Annotated in this window: 12 protein-coding genes and 1 pseudogene; 6 read left to right on the forward strand and 7 right to left on the reverse strand. The window is 58.9% G+C overall.

The genetic code is table 11. The features are described 5' to 3' along the window. The first annotated feature begins 221 nt into the window (after nucleotides 1–221). Nucleotides 222–1,058, forward strand: a complete 837-nt coding sequence (tcdA, locus tag OKB81_RS13950; protein ID WP_201985761.1) for a tRNA cyclic N6-threonylcarbamoyladenosine(37) synthase TcdA — start codon at nucleotides 222–224, stop codon at nucleotides 1,056–1,058. 21 nt (nucleotides 1,059–1,079) lie between these two features. Here the strand turns inward: tcdA and OKB81_RS13955 are convergent, their stop codons facing one another. Continuing rightward, nucleotides 1,080–1,514 (reverse strand): SufE family protein, encoded by a 435-nt coding sequence (locus OKB81_RS13955; protein WP_201985760.1) that lies wholly within the window; start codon nucleotides 1,512–1,514, stop codon nucleotides 1,080–1,082. Nucleotides 1,515–1,526: 12 nt separating this feature from the next. Then, complete coding sequence (locus tag OKB81_RS13960; RefSeq protein WP_201985759.1) at nucleotides 1,527–2,747, reverse strand: cysteine desulfurase; 1,221 nt, start codon at nucleotides 2,745–2,747, stop codon at nucleotides 1,527–1,529. 152 nt (nucleotides 2,748–2,899) lie between these two features. On the opposite strand from OKB81_RS13960, the gene rep reads away from it, so the two are divergent. Then, nucleotides 2,900–4,912, forward strand: a complete 2,013-nt coding sequence (rep, locus tag OKB81_RS13965) for a DNA helicase Rep (RefSeq protein ID WP_223932048.1) — start codon at nucleotides 2,900–2,902, stop codon at nucleotides 4,910–4,912. On the opposite strand, the pseudogene OKB81_RS13970 reads toward rep, so the two are convergent. From OKB81_RS13970 to OKB81_RS13990, 5 genes and pseudogenes are all read right to left on the reverse strand, one after another. Beyond that, nucleotides 4,899–7,210: pseudogene (locus tag OKB81_RS13970) on the reverse strand (putative bifunctional diguanylate cyclase/phosphodiesterase). The gene rep and the pseudogene OKB81_RS13970 sit on opposite strands and share 14 nt — an antisense overlap. 84 nt (nucleotides 7,211–7,294) lie before the next feature. Further along, nucleotides 7,295–7,747 (reverse strand): c-type cytochrome, encoded by a 453-nt coding sequence (locus OKB81_RS13975; RefSeq protein WP_270805278.1) that lies wholly within the window; start codon nucleotides 7,745–7,747, stop codon nucleotides 7,295–7,297. A 219-nt stretch (nucleotides 7,748–7,966) separates the two neighbouring features. Beyond that, nucleotides 7,967–8,992: an L-threonine 3-dehydrogenase gene (tdh, locus tag OKB81_RS13980; protein WP_010672427.1), complete on the reverse strand. Its 1,026-nt coding sequence runs from the start codon at nucleotides 8,990–8,992 to the stop codon at nucleotides 7,967–7,969. 89 nt (nucleotides 8,993–9,081) lie between these two features. Further along, a complete protein-coding gene (locus OKB81_RS13985; protein ID WP_045522539.1) occupies nucleotides 9,082–10,272 on the reverse strand; it encodes a glycine C-acetyltransferase in 1,191 nt (396 codons plus the stop codon). Nucleotides 10,273–10,455: 183 nt separating this feature from the next. Next, nucleotides 10,456–11,100: a TetR/AcrR family transcriptional regulator gene (locus OKB81_RS13990; protein WP_010672429.1), complete on the reverse strand. Its 645-nt coding sequence runs from the start codon at nucleotides 11,098–11,100 to the stop codon at nucleotides 10,456–10,458. A 154-nt stretch (nucleotides 11,101–11,254) separates the two neighbouring features. On the opposite strand from OKB81_RS13990, the gene rfaD reads away from it, so the two are divergent. From rfaD to OKB81_RS14010, 4 genes are read left to right on the forward strand one after another with little or no spacing between them, the layout of a single operon-like run. After that, nucleotides 11,255–12,214 carry an ADP-glyceromanno-heptose 6-epimerase gene (gene rfaD, locus OKB81_RS13995; protein ID WP_201922634.1) on the forward strand — a complete coding sequence of 320 codons (960 nt, stop codon included), beginning with the start codon at nucleotides 11,255–11,257 and terminating at the stop codon, nucleotides 12,212–12,214. Between the two features lie 49 nt (nucleotides 12,215–12,263). Next, nucleotides 12,264–14,024, forward strand: a complete 1,761-nt coding sequence (locus tag OKB81_RS14000; RefSeq protein WP_270805279.1) for a polysaccharide deacetylase family protein — start codon at nucleotides 12,264–12,266, stop codon at nucleotides 14,022–14,024. A gap of 6 nt (nucleotides 14,025–14,030) precedes the next feature. Next, complete coding sequence (locus tag OKB81_RS14005) at nucleotides 14,031–15,242, forward strand: O-antigen ligase family protein (RefSeq protein ID WP_270805280.1); 1,212 nt, start codon at nucleotides 14,031–14,033, stop codon at nucleotides 15,240–15,242. After that, on the forward strand, nucleotides 15,239–15,940 hold the full coding sequence (locus tag OKB81_RS14010; RefSeq protein WP_270805282.1) for a glycosyltransferase family 25 protein: 702 nt from the start codon (nucleotides 15,239–15,241) through the stop codon (nucleotides 15,938–15,940). Before OKB81_RS14005 ends, OKB81_RS14010 begins: the two co-directional genes overlap by 4 nt. Nucleotides 15,941–15,971 lie beyond the last annotated feature (31 nt).

Consider the following 15,971-nt stretch of genomic DNA (forward strand, 5'->3'; position numbering starts at 1 on the left):
GCGGTAGTTCAGTCGGTTAGAATACCGGCCTGTCACGCCGGGGGTCGCGGGTTCGAGTCCCGTCCGCTCCGCCACTACTCAAGAAGCCCAGTCTAACGACTGGGCTTTTTTTCGTTCCCGAGACAGCACTTATTTCCCCTTACATCAACATCGCCATCATCCGATCATCGCCCCTGACGGAGGTTGCCGCTATAATGGCCGCCCTCAAGCAAGGTGGTGGTATGAAAGCAGAGTATCTACAGCGATTCGGGGGCATAGCCCGTCTTTATGGCCAGCGTGCCCTTGGCTCCTTCAGCCAGGCGAAAGTCTGCGTGGTCGGGATCGGTGGCGTCGGCTCCTGGGCGGCCGAGGCGCTGGCTCGGGCCGGCATCAACCAGATCACTCTGATCGACATGGATGATATCTGCATCACCAACACCAATCGCCAGATCCATGCCATGCAGGGCACGGTCGGCCGTCTCAAGACGGAGGTGATGGCCGAGCGCATCCGTGCCATCAACCCGGATTGCGAGGTGATCGAGGTGGATGACTTCGTCACCGCCGACAACCTGGGCGAGCATATCAAGCGGGAGTTTGACTATGTGGTGGATGCCATCGACTCGGTCAAGGCCAAGGTGGCGCTGATTGCCTTCTGCAAGCGCAACAAGATCCCGGTGATCGTGGCGGGCGGTGCCGGCGGGCAGATGGACCCGACCCAGATCACCGTGGCCGACCTGGCCAAGACCATTCAGGATCCGCTGGCCGCCAAGGTGCGCGCCGACCTGCGCCGACTGCACAACTTCAGCAAGAATCCGGCGCGCAAATTCGGGGTGGAGTGTGTCTTCTCAACCGAGCAGCTGAGTTATCCGGATGGCAATGGCGGCACCTGCCAGGCCAAGGCGGCCAGCGACGGCAATATGAAGATGGATTGCGCCTCCGGCTTCGGTGCCGTGACGCCGGTGACGGCCACCTTTGGCTTGGTTGCCGCGTCCCGGGTATTGAAGAAGATTGCCGAGCGGGGAGCCCGCGCCGAGAAAGAGGCTGGAAATGAAGACGCAGGGTCGATTGGCGAAGCCTGATCGACCACTGTACAAGGTGGGTTAGGCAGCCTGCTCCCGGATTGCCAACACGATTGCCCTGAGCCCGTTGCCTCGCGACGGGCTCAGGTGTTTCTCGAGCCCCAATTCGCTGAAATAGGCATCCATATCAAAAGCTTGGATAGCGTCGGCACTCTGATGATTGAGTGCCGCCAGCACGATGACGATAAGACCGCGCACGATGCGGGCATCGGAATCACAGGCAAAGTGCCAGCAACCATCCTTGCTCTTTTCCCCCTTCAGCCAGGCCTGGCTTTCACATCCCTTAAGGCGAAATGCCTCCTGCTGCCACTCTGCTGGCAAGGTGGGTAGCAGCTTGCCGAGCTGGATGATGAGTCGGTACTGGTTCTCCCAGCCGTTTGCTGCCGCAAACTGCTGACGGATACTATTTGCGTCGGGCTCAACGCCTATCCGGGTGTAGGTTGCGAGGCTGTTCATCGGGTGTCTGCCTTAGAAGAAGTCACGGAGTTTGTGCAGGGCGGCCAGCAGGGCGTCGACATCGTCCCGATTGTTGTAGCAGGCCAGCGAGGCGCGCATCGTGCCGCCGACACCAAGAGATTCCATCAGCGGCATGGCGCAGTGATGGCCGACCCGCAGGGCTATGCCCTGCATGTCGAGCAGGGTGGCGGCATCTTGCGGGTGGATGTCGTCCAGCAGAAAGGAGACCGCGCCGGCGCGCTGACCGGGTTCGCCGACCAGACGCAGCCCTGGCATCTGTTGCAGTCCGGCAACCAGATAGTCGGTCAGCACCGCTTCATGGCTGGCCAATGAATCCTTGTCCTGCTCCATCACAAAGCCGATGGCTGCGGCCAGGCCGATGGCGCCAGCAATATGGGGGGTGCCTGCCTCGAATTTGAAGGGCAGGATGTTGAAGGTGGTGCCGCTGAAGCTGACTCTGTCGATCATCTCGCCGCCGGCCTGCCAGGGGGGCATTCGCTCCAATAGCTCAGTGCGGCCCCACAGCACGCCGATGCCGGTCGGGCCATAGAGCTTGTGGCCGGAGAAGGCGTAGAAGTCGCAGCCGATAGCCTGCACATCCACCTCGAGATGGGCCACCGCCTGGGCGCCGTCGATGAGGCTCAGGGCCCCGACCGCCTTGGCCGCTGCCACCATCTCTTTGACTGGATTGACGGTGCCAAGGGCATTGGAGACGTGAGCCACGCTCACCAGTCGGGTACGTGGTCCCAGCAGGGCCAGATAGGCAGCGATGTCGAGATCGCCCCGCTCATCGAGGGGGATGACCCGGATGACGGCGCCGGTGCGCTGGGCGACCAGCTGCCAGGGGACGATATTGGCGTGATGCTCCAGGGTGCTGAGCACGATCTCATCCCCCGCCCTCAGCTCGCTCATCCCCCAGCTCTGGGCCACCAGATTGATCGCCTCCGTGGTGCCACGGGTCCATATCACTTCGTGGCTGCGAGGGGCATTGATAAAGCGGGCAACCGTCTCGCGGGCATCTTCGAAGGCGCGTGTGGCCCGGCCGCTCAGGGCATGGGCGGCGCGGTGCACGTTGGCATTGTCGGCCCGATAGTAGTGATTGATCGCATCCAGCACGGCTTGCGGTTTCTGGGTGGTGGCGGCGTTGTCCAGATAGACCAGAGGGTGGCCGTTCACCTCCTGCGCCAAGGCTGGAAACTGGCCGCGCAGCCGGTCGTGCTGTTGCTGATTCATGCTCCCCTCATCTCGTCTGGAAAAGTCGGTCATGATCCGGAAAATGGCGGGCAAACACAAGATGAAGTGGCGGGATCCCGTGCCCGGTTTCGGCTGCCCGCGGGATCTCTGCTACAATGCCGCCCCTCATCATAAGCCAAGAGATCCGGCCCATGAAGCTCAACCCCAATCAGAACGAAGCGGTCAAGTATGTCTCCGGCCCTTGCCTGGTGCTGGCGGGTGCCGGATCGGGCAAGACCCGCGTCATCACCAACAAGATTGCCTATCTGGTACAGCAGTGCGGCTACAACGCACGCAACATAGCGGCGGTCACCTTTACCAACAAGGCGGCGCGGGAGATGAAGGAGCGGGTCGGTCAGACCCTGGGTCGCAAGGAGGCGCGGGGGCTGATGGTCTCCACCTTCCACACTCTGGGGCTCGAGATCATCCGCCGCGAGCACAAGAGCCTGAACCTCAAGGCCAACTTCTCCCTGTTCGACGACACCGATCAGCTGGCGCTGCTGAAAGAGTTGACTGAAGACGAGCTCGACAACGACAAGGACAAGCTCTCGGCCCTTATCAGCCAAATCTCCAACTGGAAGAACGACCTTATCCTGCCAGCCCGCGCCATGCGCATCGCCCGCGGGCCGGAAGAGGTGTTGATGGCCCAGCTCTACGAGCGTTATCACCGCCAGATGGTGGCCTATAACGCGCTGGATTTTGACGACCTCATCGTGATGCCGACCCTGCTGCTCAAGAGCAATCAGGAGGTGCGCGAGCGCTGGCAGAACAAGATCCGCTACCTGCTGGTCGATGAGTACCAAGACACCAACACCAGCCAGTACGAACTGGTGAAGCAGATCGTCGGCGAGCGGGCCCGCTTTACCGTGGTGGGTGACGATGACCAGTCCATCTACTCCTGGCGCGGGGCCAAGCCGCAGAACCTGGTGCTGCTGAACGAAGACTTCCCCAATCTGCGGCTCATCAAGCTGGAGCAGAACTACCGCTCCAAGCGGCGCATTCTCAAGTGCGCCAACATCCTGATCGCCAACAACCCCCACGTCTACGACAAGGCGCTCTTCTCCGAGCTGGACGAGGGGGTGAAGCTCAAGGTGCTGTTTGCCAAGAACGAGGAGCACGAGGCGGAGCGTATCGCCGCCGAGCTGATGGGCCACAAGTTCATGAATCGCACCCGGTTCAAAGACTATGCCATCCTCTATCGGGGCAACCATCAGTCGCGCATCTTCGAGAAGGCGCTGATGACCAACCGCATTCCCTACCGTATCTCGGGCGGTACCTCGTTTTTCTCCCGCACCGAGATCAAGGACATCATGGCCTACCTCAAGCTGCTGGTGAACCCGGACGAGGACACTGCCTTCCTGCGGGTGGTGAATCTGCCGCGCCGCGAGATAGGCCCCACCACCCTCGAAAAACTGGGCCAGTACGCCAACCAGCGCGGCAAGAGCCTGTTTGCCGCCAGCTTCGAGCTGGGGCTGGAGCAACACCTCTCCGGGCGCGGTCTATCCGCCTTGCAGGCCTTCACCAACTGGCTGGTACGGCTCGGCGATCAGGCGCTGCGCGGCAATCCGGTGGAGGCGGTGCGGGACATGATCAAGGAGATCCACTATGAGGAGTGGCTCTATGAGACCTCCCCCAGTCCGAAGGCGGCGGAGATGCGGATGCAAAACGTCTCCACCCTTTATCGCTGGATCAGCGAGATGCTGGAGGGGGATGAGCTGGAGGAGTCGATGACGCTTGCTCAGGTGGTGACTCGCCTCACCCTGCGGGACATGATGGAGCGCAACGAAGGGGAGGATGAGGCGGATCAGGTGCAGCTGATGACATTGCACGCCTCCAAGGGACTGGAGTTTCCCTATGTCTACATGGTGGGAATGGAGGAGGGGTTACTGCCGCACCAGACCAGCATCGACGAGGACAACGTGGAGGAGGAGCGACGCCTCGCCTACGTGGGGATTACCCGGGCCCAGACCGAGCTGACCTTTACCCTCTGCAAGGAGCGTCGCCAGTTTGGCGAGTCGGTGCGGCCGGAGCCGAGCCGCTTCCTGCTGGAGCTGCCCCAGGATGACCTGGAGTGGGAAAACCAGAAGAAGGTGACGGCAGAGGAGCGCCAGCAGAAGGGGCAGGTTGGTGTCGCCAACCTGCGGGCCCTGTTCAAGAAGGATTGAGGCCGGAAGGCTTGGCCTCTCGGGCGGCCTGACCCAGCAGGGGGGGAATATCGGCTCCCGGCAGCGGGGGGGAGATGTGGCGCCCCTGCCCGAGGGCGCAGCCAAGCTCGATGAGCTTTTGCAACTGTTGCTGATTTTCGATCCCCTCGACCACCAGGGTGAAGTCGAGGTCCTGGCAGATGTCCCGCATGGCGCGGATCAGCGCCAGATCCTTGGGTGAGTTCAACATGCGATGGGTGAAGCTGTCGTCCACCTTGATGTAATCCACTGGGAAGTGAAACAGGGCGTTGAGAGAAGAGAAGCCGGTGCCGAAGTCATCCAGGCTGACCTGGATCCCTTTCGCCCTCAGTTCATGCAAGGCTGTGAGGGAGTCGGCACTCTGCCGGGAGAGCTCGCGTTCGTTGAACTCAAAGATGAAACATGCGGGGATGACACCCTCCTCCTCCATGATGGTGAGCAGTTGCATGATCTGCTCGTGGCTGGCCAGGTGCTTGCCGGAGAGGTTGATGGCTATCCTGAAACGACCGACCCCGGAGGCGGGCTGCCAAAGCTTCAGTTGCTGGCAGGTGCGCTTGAGGATCTGGCGGTCCAGATCCTGAATGAGGCCGCACTGTTCCGCCAGAGGAATGAAGTCGAATGCATCCTTGAGCTCCCCTTCCTCCGTTATCCAGCGCGCCATCACCTCCAGTCCGACCAGGCGGCTGTCACACAGCCTGATCACCGGCTGGAAGTAGGGCACAATCCGCCCTTCCCGCAAGGCTCTGAAGAGCCGCTCTTCCGGTGACCCCGCCTGTTCGGTACAGGCCTCTGAATACATGACGATGCGGCTGCGACCGTTGCGCTTGGCCTGGTACATGGCGAGGTCTGCCTGGTGCAGCAGTTCACTGACATCGGCCGTTTGCTCCGTCACGCTGGCGACCCCCAGACTGACGGTGATGGTCAGTTCGTTGCCCTGGATCCGGAACGGATGGCCGATACGGCCAATCAGGCGATTGAGCACGGGGCTGATGTCCTCTTCCCGCTGGCTGTTGTCCAGATAGATGACGAATTCGTCCCCTCCGAGCCTCGCCACCATGTCATTTTGCCGGATGCAGCCTTGCAGCCTTGCAGCCTGCTGCCCAGCTCCTGCAGCAACTGATCGCCAGCACTGTGGCCCAAGGCGTCATTGACCTGCTTGAAGTGATCCACATCGACGAAGATCAGGGTGAAGCCGGCTGTCTGGTAGCGGCGGTAGCGGGTCATGGCATGATGCAGGTGATTCATCAGCAGCGCCCGGTTTGGCAACTGGGTCAGCGGGTCGTGCAGGGCATTGAACTGGAGCCGCCGCTCCAGCTCCTGATGATGCTTGAGCCGTTTCTGCAACCTCAGGTTGGTTTGGCGCAGCTGTTGGAGGCGCTGGTTGATGGACTCCTCCGAGTTGAGCTCATCGAGTTGCTGTCGCACCCTTTTGAGCTCCAGCAACAGGGTCAGCTGATGGCGCAGGAAATCGAGGAACAGCCTGTCATCGGTTTCCAGAGGCTGGGTCATGTTGAGGATGAGGTGGGCAAAGTATTGCTGCTGCTGGCGCAGGGGCAGGCTGTACCAGTAAAGCCCCTCTTCATGGCGCTCTACGCTGTTGGTGCTGTGGCACATGGCCCGAATGATGTCATCGTCGTATGTCAGGTGTGGTGGATAGAGTCGCTCCAGTCGCTGGTTTTCCAGCCGGATCAGCAACATGTCGCTGACCGAGAGCATCTGGCGCAACACAGCTTCCAACTGGGCAAACAGGGCATGCTGAGGCAGGTTGTGAGCCAGGCGCATCACTCGGCCGATCTTCTCGATTTTCTCCTGCCACTGGGGATCCCGCTGCATGAGAGGGGAGGCCTGCCCCGCCAGCTGAGTACCGGTCTGGGTTTCGTGCAGTCGTTTGGCCAGGCACTCCAACAGCAGCCTCAGGGTGGGTGCCTGATCCGGGGTGCTGCGTGCCAGCAACCACTGCACGTCGATATGCTCCACAGGCTGCACGCACCAGCCCTGACCTTCATCGAGCCGGGTGAGCTGTTCGGTGAGGCGAGGTTCTTCCCGTCCCAATTGTTGCTTGAACACGTCGGGAAGCTGATAGGTGTAGCGCCAGTTCAGCCCCCCGTCGGCCAGCCCCAGCATGGCGAAATGTTGCAGAGGGCAGAGTGTGTCCAGCAGACCGACCAGTCGGGCGTAATCCTCGGGGGAGGCAATGCCGGGGGCGGGAAAATCCATGATGGAGGAGACGACCGCCAGCAAGGAGTGCGAGTCTGGCGGTGTGGTGGGCTGAACTGACATGCAACACTCCCGAAAAAACTTACCTTCAAGCGTAGTCGGAAGTGATGGGATTGAAAGGGCTGCAAGAGGAGCCCTTTCAATTACTTAGAGCTTGGCGATCATGTAGTGAATGGCGTTCTCGATCTCTTCGTCACTGCAGGTGGCGCAGGTCCCCCGCGGTGGCATCATGCCAGCCTTGCCGGTGAAGCCTTCGATGGCGTGTTTGCGCAAGGTGTCGAATCCCTGGGCGATGCGTGGCTCCCAGGCGGCCTTGTCACCTCGCTTGGGGGCGCCGGCGGCACCGGTATCGTGGCAGGCGAAGCAGGCACCCTTGAACACGGTCTCTCCGTCACGTGGGCCGGAGGAGGCTGCTGCAGGCGCCGCCGCCGCGGTCGCAATGCCTTCCAGATCCTTGGCGGTATAAACCTGGCCAACCGGGGCAATACGCTCGGCGATGGCCTCTGTCGACATGTCATCGGCGGCAAGGACGGCGCCGGACAGAGTGGCGGCCGCCATCCCGGCAGCCAGCAAATAGCTCAGTTTTTTCAACACGCTCATGTACTCCCAGCAGGCTCTTATTATCCTCAGAAAACGACGGGATTATAACCGAATAGTTACAGTCATTTAAACGCTTGTGTGTGAAGTGTTAAGCAATCTGCAAACAAAGTGGCAGAGCAGGAAGGGGTGATCCCACATAAAAAAACCCGGCATGCGCCGGGTTTCGTGAGGCTGAACAAAATAGGGCGCGCTGATTGCCCAGGCGCCCCTCGCGTGTCCTCAATCCCAGTTCAGGATCACCTTGCCGGACTTGCCCGAGCCCATGGCTTCGAAGCCCTGCTGGAAGTCATCGATATGGAAATGGTGGGTGATGATGGGGCTGAGATCCAGGCCAGACTGGATGAGGCTTGCCATCTTGTACCAGGTTTCGAACATTTCGCGACCGTAGATCCCCTTGATGAAGAGTCCCTTGAAGATCACCTTGCCCCAGTCGATGGCCATGGTGGAGGGAGGAATGCCGAGCATGGCGATTTTGCCGCCGTGGTTCATCTTGTCGATCATGTCCTGGAAGGCGCTGGGCACCCCGGACATCTCCAGCCCCACATCGAACCCTTCGGTCATGCCGAGATCTTCCATGACATCGGAGAGCTTCTCCTTGGCCACGTTGACGGCACGGGTGGCGCCCATCTTGCGGGCCAGTTCCAGCCGGTATTCGTTGACGTCGGTGATCACCACGTGACGGGCGCCAACGTGACGGCAGACGGCAGCAGCCATGATGCCGATGGGGCCTGCGCCGGTGATGAGCACGTCTTCACCCACCAGGTCGAAGGAGAGGGCGGTGTGCACGGCGTTGCCGAACGGATCGAAGATGGCGGCCAGCTCATCGGGGATGTTGTCCGGCAGCTTGAAGGCGTTGAAGGCCGGGATCACCAGGTATTCGGCGAAGGATCCCGGGCGGTTCACACCCACACCAATGGTGTTGCGGCACAGGTGGGTGCGACCGGCACGGCAGTTGCGGCAGTGGCCGCAGGTGATGTGGCCTTCGCCGGAGACGCGATCGCCGATGGCGAAGCCGCGCACTTCCTGGCCGACGGCGACCACCTCTCCCACATACTCGTGCCCTACCACCATGGGGACGGGAATGGTCTTCTGGGCCCACTCGTCCCAGTTGTAGATGTGCATGTCGGTGCCGCAGATGGCGGTCTTGCGGATCTTGATGAGCAGATCGTTGTGGCCGAGCTCGGGAGCCGGGACATCGGTCATCCAGATGCCGACTTCGGATTTGAGTTTGGAGAGTGCTTTCATGACAGATTCCTCACGGCGCCATGCCGGGTACAGAGGGTAATAAAATGGGGCCCAACCTTGGCCCCCGTTTTAATCAGCCAGCCATGTGATCAAATCACACCGAGCTCGCGACCGATGCGAATGAAGGCATCGATCGCCTTGTCCAGTTGCTCCCGGGTATGGGCGGCGGACATCTGGGTCCGGATGCGCGCCTGACCCTTGGGTACCACGGGGAAGGAGAAGCCCACCACGTAGATACCGGCGTCCAGCATGCGGCTCGCCATCTCGGCGGCCAGTTTGGCATCCCCCAGCATGACCGGAATGATGGCGTGATCGGCGCCGGCCAGGGTAAAGCCGGCGGCGCTCATGCGCTCGCGGAAGTAGGCACTGTTCTCCTTGAGGCGGGCACGCAGGTCGTGACCCTCGGCCAGCATGTCGATCACCTTGATGGTGGCCGAGACGATGGAGGGTGCCAGGGAGTTGGAGAAGAGGTAGGGACGGGAGCGCTGACGCAACCAGTCGATCACCTCTTTCTTGCCGGATGTGTAGCCACCGGACGCGCCACCCAGCGCCTTGCCCAGGGTGCCGGTGATGATGTCGACCCGTTCCATCACCTCGCAGTATTCGTGGGTGCCGCGGCCGTTCTCGCCGATGAAGCCGACGGCGTGGGAGTCATCCACCATCACCAGCGCGTCGTACTTGTCGGCCAGATCGCAGATGGATTTGAGGTCGGCGATGACGCCATCCATGGAGAAGACACCGTCGGTGGCGATCAGCTTGAAGCGGGCGCCGTCGGCATCGGCCTGCTTGAGCTGGGCTTCCAGTTCGGCCATGTCGTTGTTGGCGTAGCGATAGCGCCTGGCCTTGCACAACCGCACCCCATCGATGATGGAGGCATGGTTGAGGGCGTCGGAGATGATGGCGTCTTCGGCACCGAACAGAGTCTCGAACAGACCGCCGTTGGCGTCGAAGCAGGAGGAGTAGAGGATGCTGTCTTCGGTGCCGAGGAAGGCGGACAGCTTCTGCTCCAGTTCCTTGTGCTGGTCCTGGGTACCACAGATGAAGCGCACCGAGGCCATGCCGAAACCGTGGCTGTCGAGCCCCTGATGGGCGGCGGCAATCAGGTCGGGATGGTTGGCCAGCCCCAGGTAGTTGTTGGCACAGAAGTTCAGTACCTGCTCGCCGCCCACCGCAATCTGGGCCTGCTGGGCCGAGGTGATGATGCGCTCCTGCTTGTATAGCCCTTCCGCCTTGACCTGTTCGAGCTGTGCGGTCAGGTGACGATAGAATCCGTTAGACATCCTCGGTCCTCATTGCTGTATCGACTGTGTTATCAGGATCCCGGGCCGTGCAACCCGCACGGTTCGGCGTCGTCACGGTCGCGACGAAACGCCGACAGACCCTAGAATGGGCAACATTTTACTGTAATCCCTGCGTATAAATTCAAATTTTTATGCTGATAATCAACAATTGTGAAACAGATCTCACCCGGCTGGTTGGGCCAGTTGATGATAATGTTGCTCCAGTTGATGTATCTGGGGGGCCACTTGTGGCTGCACGTAGGGGCGCAGCAAAAACAGCACCCGCAAGACCCCCTGGTAGAGCAGGGGTTTGGTGATGCGGGTGGCCGGGGCCTGGGCAATCTGGAACGGGATCCAGCAGGTGACGACCATCTTGATGGTCTGGCCGAGATCCGGCAGGTCTTCATCGCTGACGGCGATGATGCCGCCTTCGCGCAGGCTTCTGAGCAGCGTCTCCACGGTGGCACGGAGCTGCTCCTGTGCCTTGAGGTATTTCTGCTGCAGCAGCTCGTCGCGACTCAGGATGTCCGGCAGGTTCGCGTAGAAGAAGCGGAACTGCCACATCAAATAGAAGATGGCATCCAGGTAGCCCATCAGATCCTCCAGCCGGATCTCGCTGCTGCGGATCGGAGTGAAGCTGTCGCTCAGGTGGCGGGCGTACTGATCGAAGATGGAGTGGATGATGTCTTCTTTGTTTCTGAAGTGGTAGTAAAGGTTGCCCGGGCTGATGCCAAGGTGTGCGGCAATGTGGTTGGTGGTGATGTTGCGCTCGCCCTGATCGTTGAACAGCTCGGTGGCGCTGTGGATGATCCTGTCTCTGGTCTTCATCGCTGGTCCCTCTGCCGGGCCCTAAGGGGAAAAGTCATCGAGGTCGAATCCCCTTGCGGCCCGTGATAAACTTTTCGGCAATTTCAAATTGGCCCACTATACACAGCTTTAACAGGCAGTCACACGGGGCCACAACGTACGCGAGGCAAACTCCATGATCGTAGTAACTGGCGGTGCTGGCTTTATCGGCAGCAATCTGGTCAAGCAGCTGAACGCTCAAGGACGGACCGATATCGTGGTCATTGATGACCTGACCGACGGCACCAAGTTCGTCAACCTGGTCGACCTCACCATCGCCGACTACATGGACAAGGACGAGTTCCAGGCGCGGATCGTCTCCGGTGACGAATTCGAGGAGTGGGATGACGGCATCGAGGTGATCTTCCACGAAGGCGCCTGCTCCGCGACCACCGAGTGGAACGGCAAGTTCATCATGGAGGTCAACTACGAGTACTCCAAGGATCTGTTCCACTACTGCATCGAGCGGGAAATCCCCTTCATCTACGCCTCTTCCGCCGCGACCTATGGTGGGCGCAACGACAACTTCATCGAAGACCCGAGGTTCGAGCAGCCCCTCAACGTCTACGGCTACTCCAAGCAGCTGTTCGATCAGTACGTGCGTCGCTGGATACCGGAGATCAACTCCCAGGTGGTGGGTCTCAAGTACTTCAACGTCTATGGTCCCCGCGAGCAGCACAAGGGATCCATGGCGTCCGTGGCCTTCCACCTCAATACCCAGGTGAAGCAGGGTGACAATCCCAAGCTGTTCGAGGGCTGTGACGGCTTTCCGGATGGCGGCCAGATGCGCGACTTCATCTACGTGGACGACGTCTGCAAGGTGAACCTCTGGTTCTGGCAGAATCCGCAGCACTCCGGCATCTTCAACTGCGGCACCGGCCGGGCTGAGCCGTTCCAGAACGTGGCGGAAGCCGTGATCAGGCATCACCAGAAAGGCGCCATCGAATACATTCCCTTCCCGGATCACCTCAAGGGTCGCTACCAGAGCTTCACCCAGGCGGATCTCACCAAGTTGCGCGGCGTCGGCTATGACGGCGAGTTCAAGACTGTGGCCGAAGGCGTGGCCGATTACATGGCCTGGTTGAACCGGGCTTGATCCCCCTCTGGCGGGTGGCTCTGGCCACCCGTCGATCGGATGCGCTTGCATGAACATATTGATGGCTCTCTCCCAGCTCGAAGTGACGGGCGCGGAGGTCTATGCCACCACGGTCGGCAACGAGCTGACCCGCCGTGGCCACCAGGTTTTCTACGTCTCTGACACCCTGACCAAACCGACTCTGGGGCCGGTCTTTCGGTTGCGTTTCAACAAGCGCAGCATCCTGCGCCGCTTCTGGCACGTCTTCTATCTCATCTATCTGATCCGCAAGCACAGGATCCAGCTTGTGCACGCCCATTCGCGCGCCTCGGGCTGGAGCAGCTACGTCGCCTGCAAGCTGACCGGCACCCCCATGATCACCACGGTGCACGGGCGCCAGCCGGTACACGCCTCCCGCAAGGCATTCCATGCGCTGGGTTATCGGGCGGTGGCGGTGTGCGAGGATATCGCCAGCCAGATCATCGACAACCTGGGGGTGGACCCGGCCATGGTGCAGGTGCTGCGCAACGGCATCGAGACCGACAAGTTCCAGCCCGTGCCGATACCGGACAACGACAAACCGGTGATCGCCATCATTGGTCGGCTGAGCGGCCCCAAGGGGGAGCTCTGCTACCGGTTGCTGGACGAGGTACTGGATCTGGAAGCCTGCCGGGTGCGCGTCGTCAGCGGCACCCAGGTGCCGGCGCGTTTTGCCCGTTTTCAGGACAAGGTCGACTTCGTCGGCTATGTGGACGATGTGCCCGCCCTGATGGCGGGCTGCGATCTGGTGATCGGTGCCGGTCGGGTGGCGATGGAGGCGCTGCTGTGCGGTCGTCCGGCGTTTGCCATCGGCGAAGCCAGGGCCATCGGTCTGGTGACGGAGCAGAATCTGGACGAGGCCCTCGCCAGCAACTTCGGCGACATCGGCCCCAGTGATCTGGCCATCGACTTTGCCGGGCTGAAGGCGCAGATCCCTTCGGCGCTGGCCTCCAAGGTGGTGCCAGACCCAGTGCGTCAACGGATCCTGCAAGAGTATGATTTGCAAGGCGTCGTGACCGGGCTGGAATCCGTCTATCAGGATGCCGTGGTCGAGACCCTGCGCCGGGAGATGCCGGTCATCATGTATCACCGCTTCATCGAGCACGAGAGCGAAAAGGGAGTGCATGGCACCTGGCTCCCGGTCGCCATGTTCGAGAAGCACCTCAAGCTGATGAAGTGGCTGGGCTACGAGACGCTGACATTTGCCGACCTGGCGGAGAACGGGTTCATCCACCGGCTGCAATACGGCAAGAAGTACCTGATGATCACCGTGGACGACGGCTATCGGGACAACCTCACCCGCATGCTGCCGCTGCTGGAAAAGTATGGCTACAAGGCGGTGGTCTATGTGGTGACCGGTGAGGATCACAATCGCTGGGATGTGGAGCACCCGACCCACCCCGATACCCCGGTGACCCTGATGACCCCGGACGAAATCAAGGCGCTGGTGGCCTCCGGTCATGTGGAGATCGGGGGCCATACCCTGACTCACCCCCGCCTGAGTACGCTCCCCCCAGAGGAGCAGGCCCACCAGATCCAGGCCAACAAGGCCTGGCTGGAGCAGTTGCTCGGCCATCCCCTGATCTCGTTTGCCTATCCTTACGGGGATCTGAACGACAGTGCAAAAGCCCAGGCCGTTGCCGCCGGTTATCGCTATGCTGTGGCCACCAACAGCGGCCCCAGAGCCATGCACCGGGATCCGTTCCAGATCCGCCGGATCGCCATCTTCCCCCGCACCGACATGTTCGGCCTGTGGCGCAAGATCCGTGGTAACTATGTATTCAGGAAATAAGTATTGATGTCTATTAAGCCTCTTGAATATCTCGATAAGGTAACAACTGCCGCTTTTGCGCTGACGATTGCATTTTCATTCTGTGGTCTGTTCTTGGTTTCTTCTGGTCAGAGCATCTTGTCGAACTTGTTGGTCGTGTCCAGTGTTCTTGGTCTGCTGAACTATTTTATCGGGGGAAAGAAGGATGTTTTCTTTACCGATCGGCGTCTCGTCTGGGTTTTTGTCTTCTACGCCGCCGTGATCCTGATAAACAGAATTATTCATGGAGATCAGTATGGGGTAATGCGAAGCTTATTGTATGTTTCTGTATTCTCTTTGATGATGCCTAGAAAGAAAATACTGCTCTCGATTGGTTGCATTGCCATATTGAGTGGTGGAATTGGATTGGGTCTATTGAGTCTTTGGCAGCATGAAAATGGTATTGTCAGAGTGGAAGGGTTTACCAATGCAATTTTATTTTCACAAGTCGCCCTTACTTTTATAATTTTGAACTGGTGTCTATTTATTGGGGTGAGGAAGATTGGTTGGATTAAAGTCTTATCAATAATGTCTCTGATAGCTTCCTTACTGGCGCTCTATTTATCTCAAAGCCGGGGAGTTTGGTTGGCATTGGGTGTTATTATTAGTTACACAGTTATTTACAAGTCACTCTTCAAACCATGGAAATATGGTGCGGTGGCTTTATTATTTATAATTAGTATGATTGGTTTTTATCATACTAATGCCCTAGTGCAGAACAGAATGGCATCCGCTGTCTCAGATATCAACAACATGGAAGGTGGTGCATATAACTCCTCATGGGGGTTACGTGTGGTGGCATGGGAGAGTGCTTGGCTGGGATTCTTGGATTCCCCTCTGATTGGGGTCGGCACTGACGGTTTTACTGCCGTAAAAGAGCAACAAATCTCACGGGGGCTTGTGTCTCCATTGGTGATGGATCCTGCTCTGGCACATGCTCATAGCCAGTATATGCAGAACTTGATTATTCGGGGTGCGGTAGGGATTCTGGCTCTAATTATCTTCCTGTTTTACCCAATGAAGCTGATAGTAGAAAAGGCTGGATGGGGTTCCCCATATACCATGATACCGCTATCGTTTGCCGTCAGCGCCTTAAGCGATGTTCCATTTGAGCATCAAAATACGCTGTATCTATATGCGCTGAGCCTGGTTTTCTGCTGGTGTACCATTGAATTCAATATGGAAAAGAAAGCATCATGATCCCTGTATTTGTTATCAGCTTGGTTAGAAGCCAGGAACGGCGTGCCTTTATCAAGCAACATATGGATAGCCGAGCAATAGAGTTTTCATTTTTCGATGCGGTGGATGGCAAGACCCTCCCTGAGGATGAACTGAAGCGGGTGGACTTTCCGCTCGCCAAGCAATTTTGTGGCCATGACCTGAGTTTGGGTGAAGTGGGCTGTGCCATGAGCCATATCCGTATATATGAGATGATGGTTGCCAAAAGAATAGAGTGCTGCATCGTCTTGGAAGACGATATTTATCTGCATTGTCATTTCAAAGCCATCGTATCGCAGGCCATATCGGCATGTCAGTCTGAGATTGTCTTCCTGCATCATGGCAAGGTGAAGTCATGGCCATGGATGAAAAAAATGCCGGAAGGGTATCGCCTTGCCAAATATATCTCACCGAGTCGCAACTCCAAGCGAGGAATAATCTCGACGGCAGGTTATATACTGACCTTGGCGGGAGCCAAGAAGTTATTGGAAAAAGCTTACCCAGTTCGGATGCCATCAGATTATTTGACCGGGCGGCTGCAACTCAATGGTTTGACTGCTTCGGGCATTGAACCCTGCTGCATGGATGTCGGTTTGTTTGATACCACGATCGATGATCGCAACTATGGTCCGCACATGTACAGAACCTTAAGCGGCAAGCGAATTAATAATACCGTCTAACGTGTTGTTTTGCTTGGATTTTCTCTGCCTA

The sequence above is a fragment of the Aeromonas sp. QDB56 genome (genome assembly GCF_027705505.1).
GTDB classification, from domain to species: Bacteria; Pseudomonadota; Gammaproteobacteria; order Enterobacterales; family Aeromonadaceae; genus Aeromonas; species Aeromonas caviae.

Bases quoted from the DNA above. Each gene is read 5' to 3' on its own strand.
- rfaD (WP_201922634.1), top strand. From the start codon at position 11,255: ATGATCGTAGTAACTGGCGGTGCTGGCTTTATCGGCAGCAATCTGGTC.
- OKB81_RS13960 (WP_201985759.1), bottom strand. From the start codon at position 2,747: ATGAATCAGCAACAGCACGACCGGCTGCGCGGCCAGTTTCCAGCCTTG.
- OKB81_RS14000 (WP_270805279.1), top strand. From the start codon at position 12,264: ATGAACATATTGATGGCTCTCTCCCAGCTCGAAGTGACGGGCGCGGAG.
- OKB81_RS13985 (WP_045522539.1), bottom strand. From the start codon at position 10,272: ATGTCTAACGGATTCTATCGTCACCTGACCGCACAGCTCGAACAGGTC.
- OKB81_RS14005 (WP_270805280.1), top strand. From the start codon at position 14,031: ATGTCTATTAAGCCTCTTGAATATCTCGATAAGGTAACAACTGCCGCT.
- OKB81_RS13990 (WP_010672429.1), bottom strand. From the start codon at position 11,100: ATGAAGACCAGAGACAGGATCATCCACAGCGCCACCGAGCTGTTCAAC.
- tcdA (WP_201985761.1), top strand. From the start codon at position 222: ATGAAAGCAGAGTATCTACAGCGATTCGGGGGCATAGCCCGTCTTTAT.
- OKB81_RS14010 (WP_270805282.1), top strand. From the start codon at position 15,239: ATGATCCCTGTATTTGTTATCAGCTTGGTTAGAAGCCAGGAACGGCGT.
- OKB81_RS13975 (WP_270805278.1), bottom strand. From the start codon at position 7,747: ATGAGCGTGTTGAAAAAACTGAGCTATTTGCTGGCTGCCGGGATGGCG.
- tdh (WP_010672427.1), bottom strand. From the start codon at position 8,992: ATGAAAGCACTCTCCAAACTCAAATCCGAAGTCGGCATCTGGATGACC.
- OKB81_RS13955 (WP_201985760.1), bottom strand. From the start codon at position 1,514: ATGAACAGCCTCGCAACCTACACCCGGATAGGCGTTGAGCCCGACGCA.
- rep (WP_223932048.1), top strand. From the start codon at position 2,900: ATGAAGCTCAACCCCAATCAGAACGAAGCGGTCAAGTATGTCTCCGGC.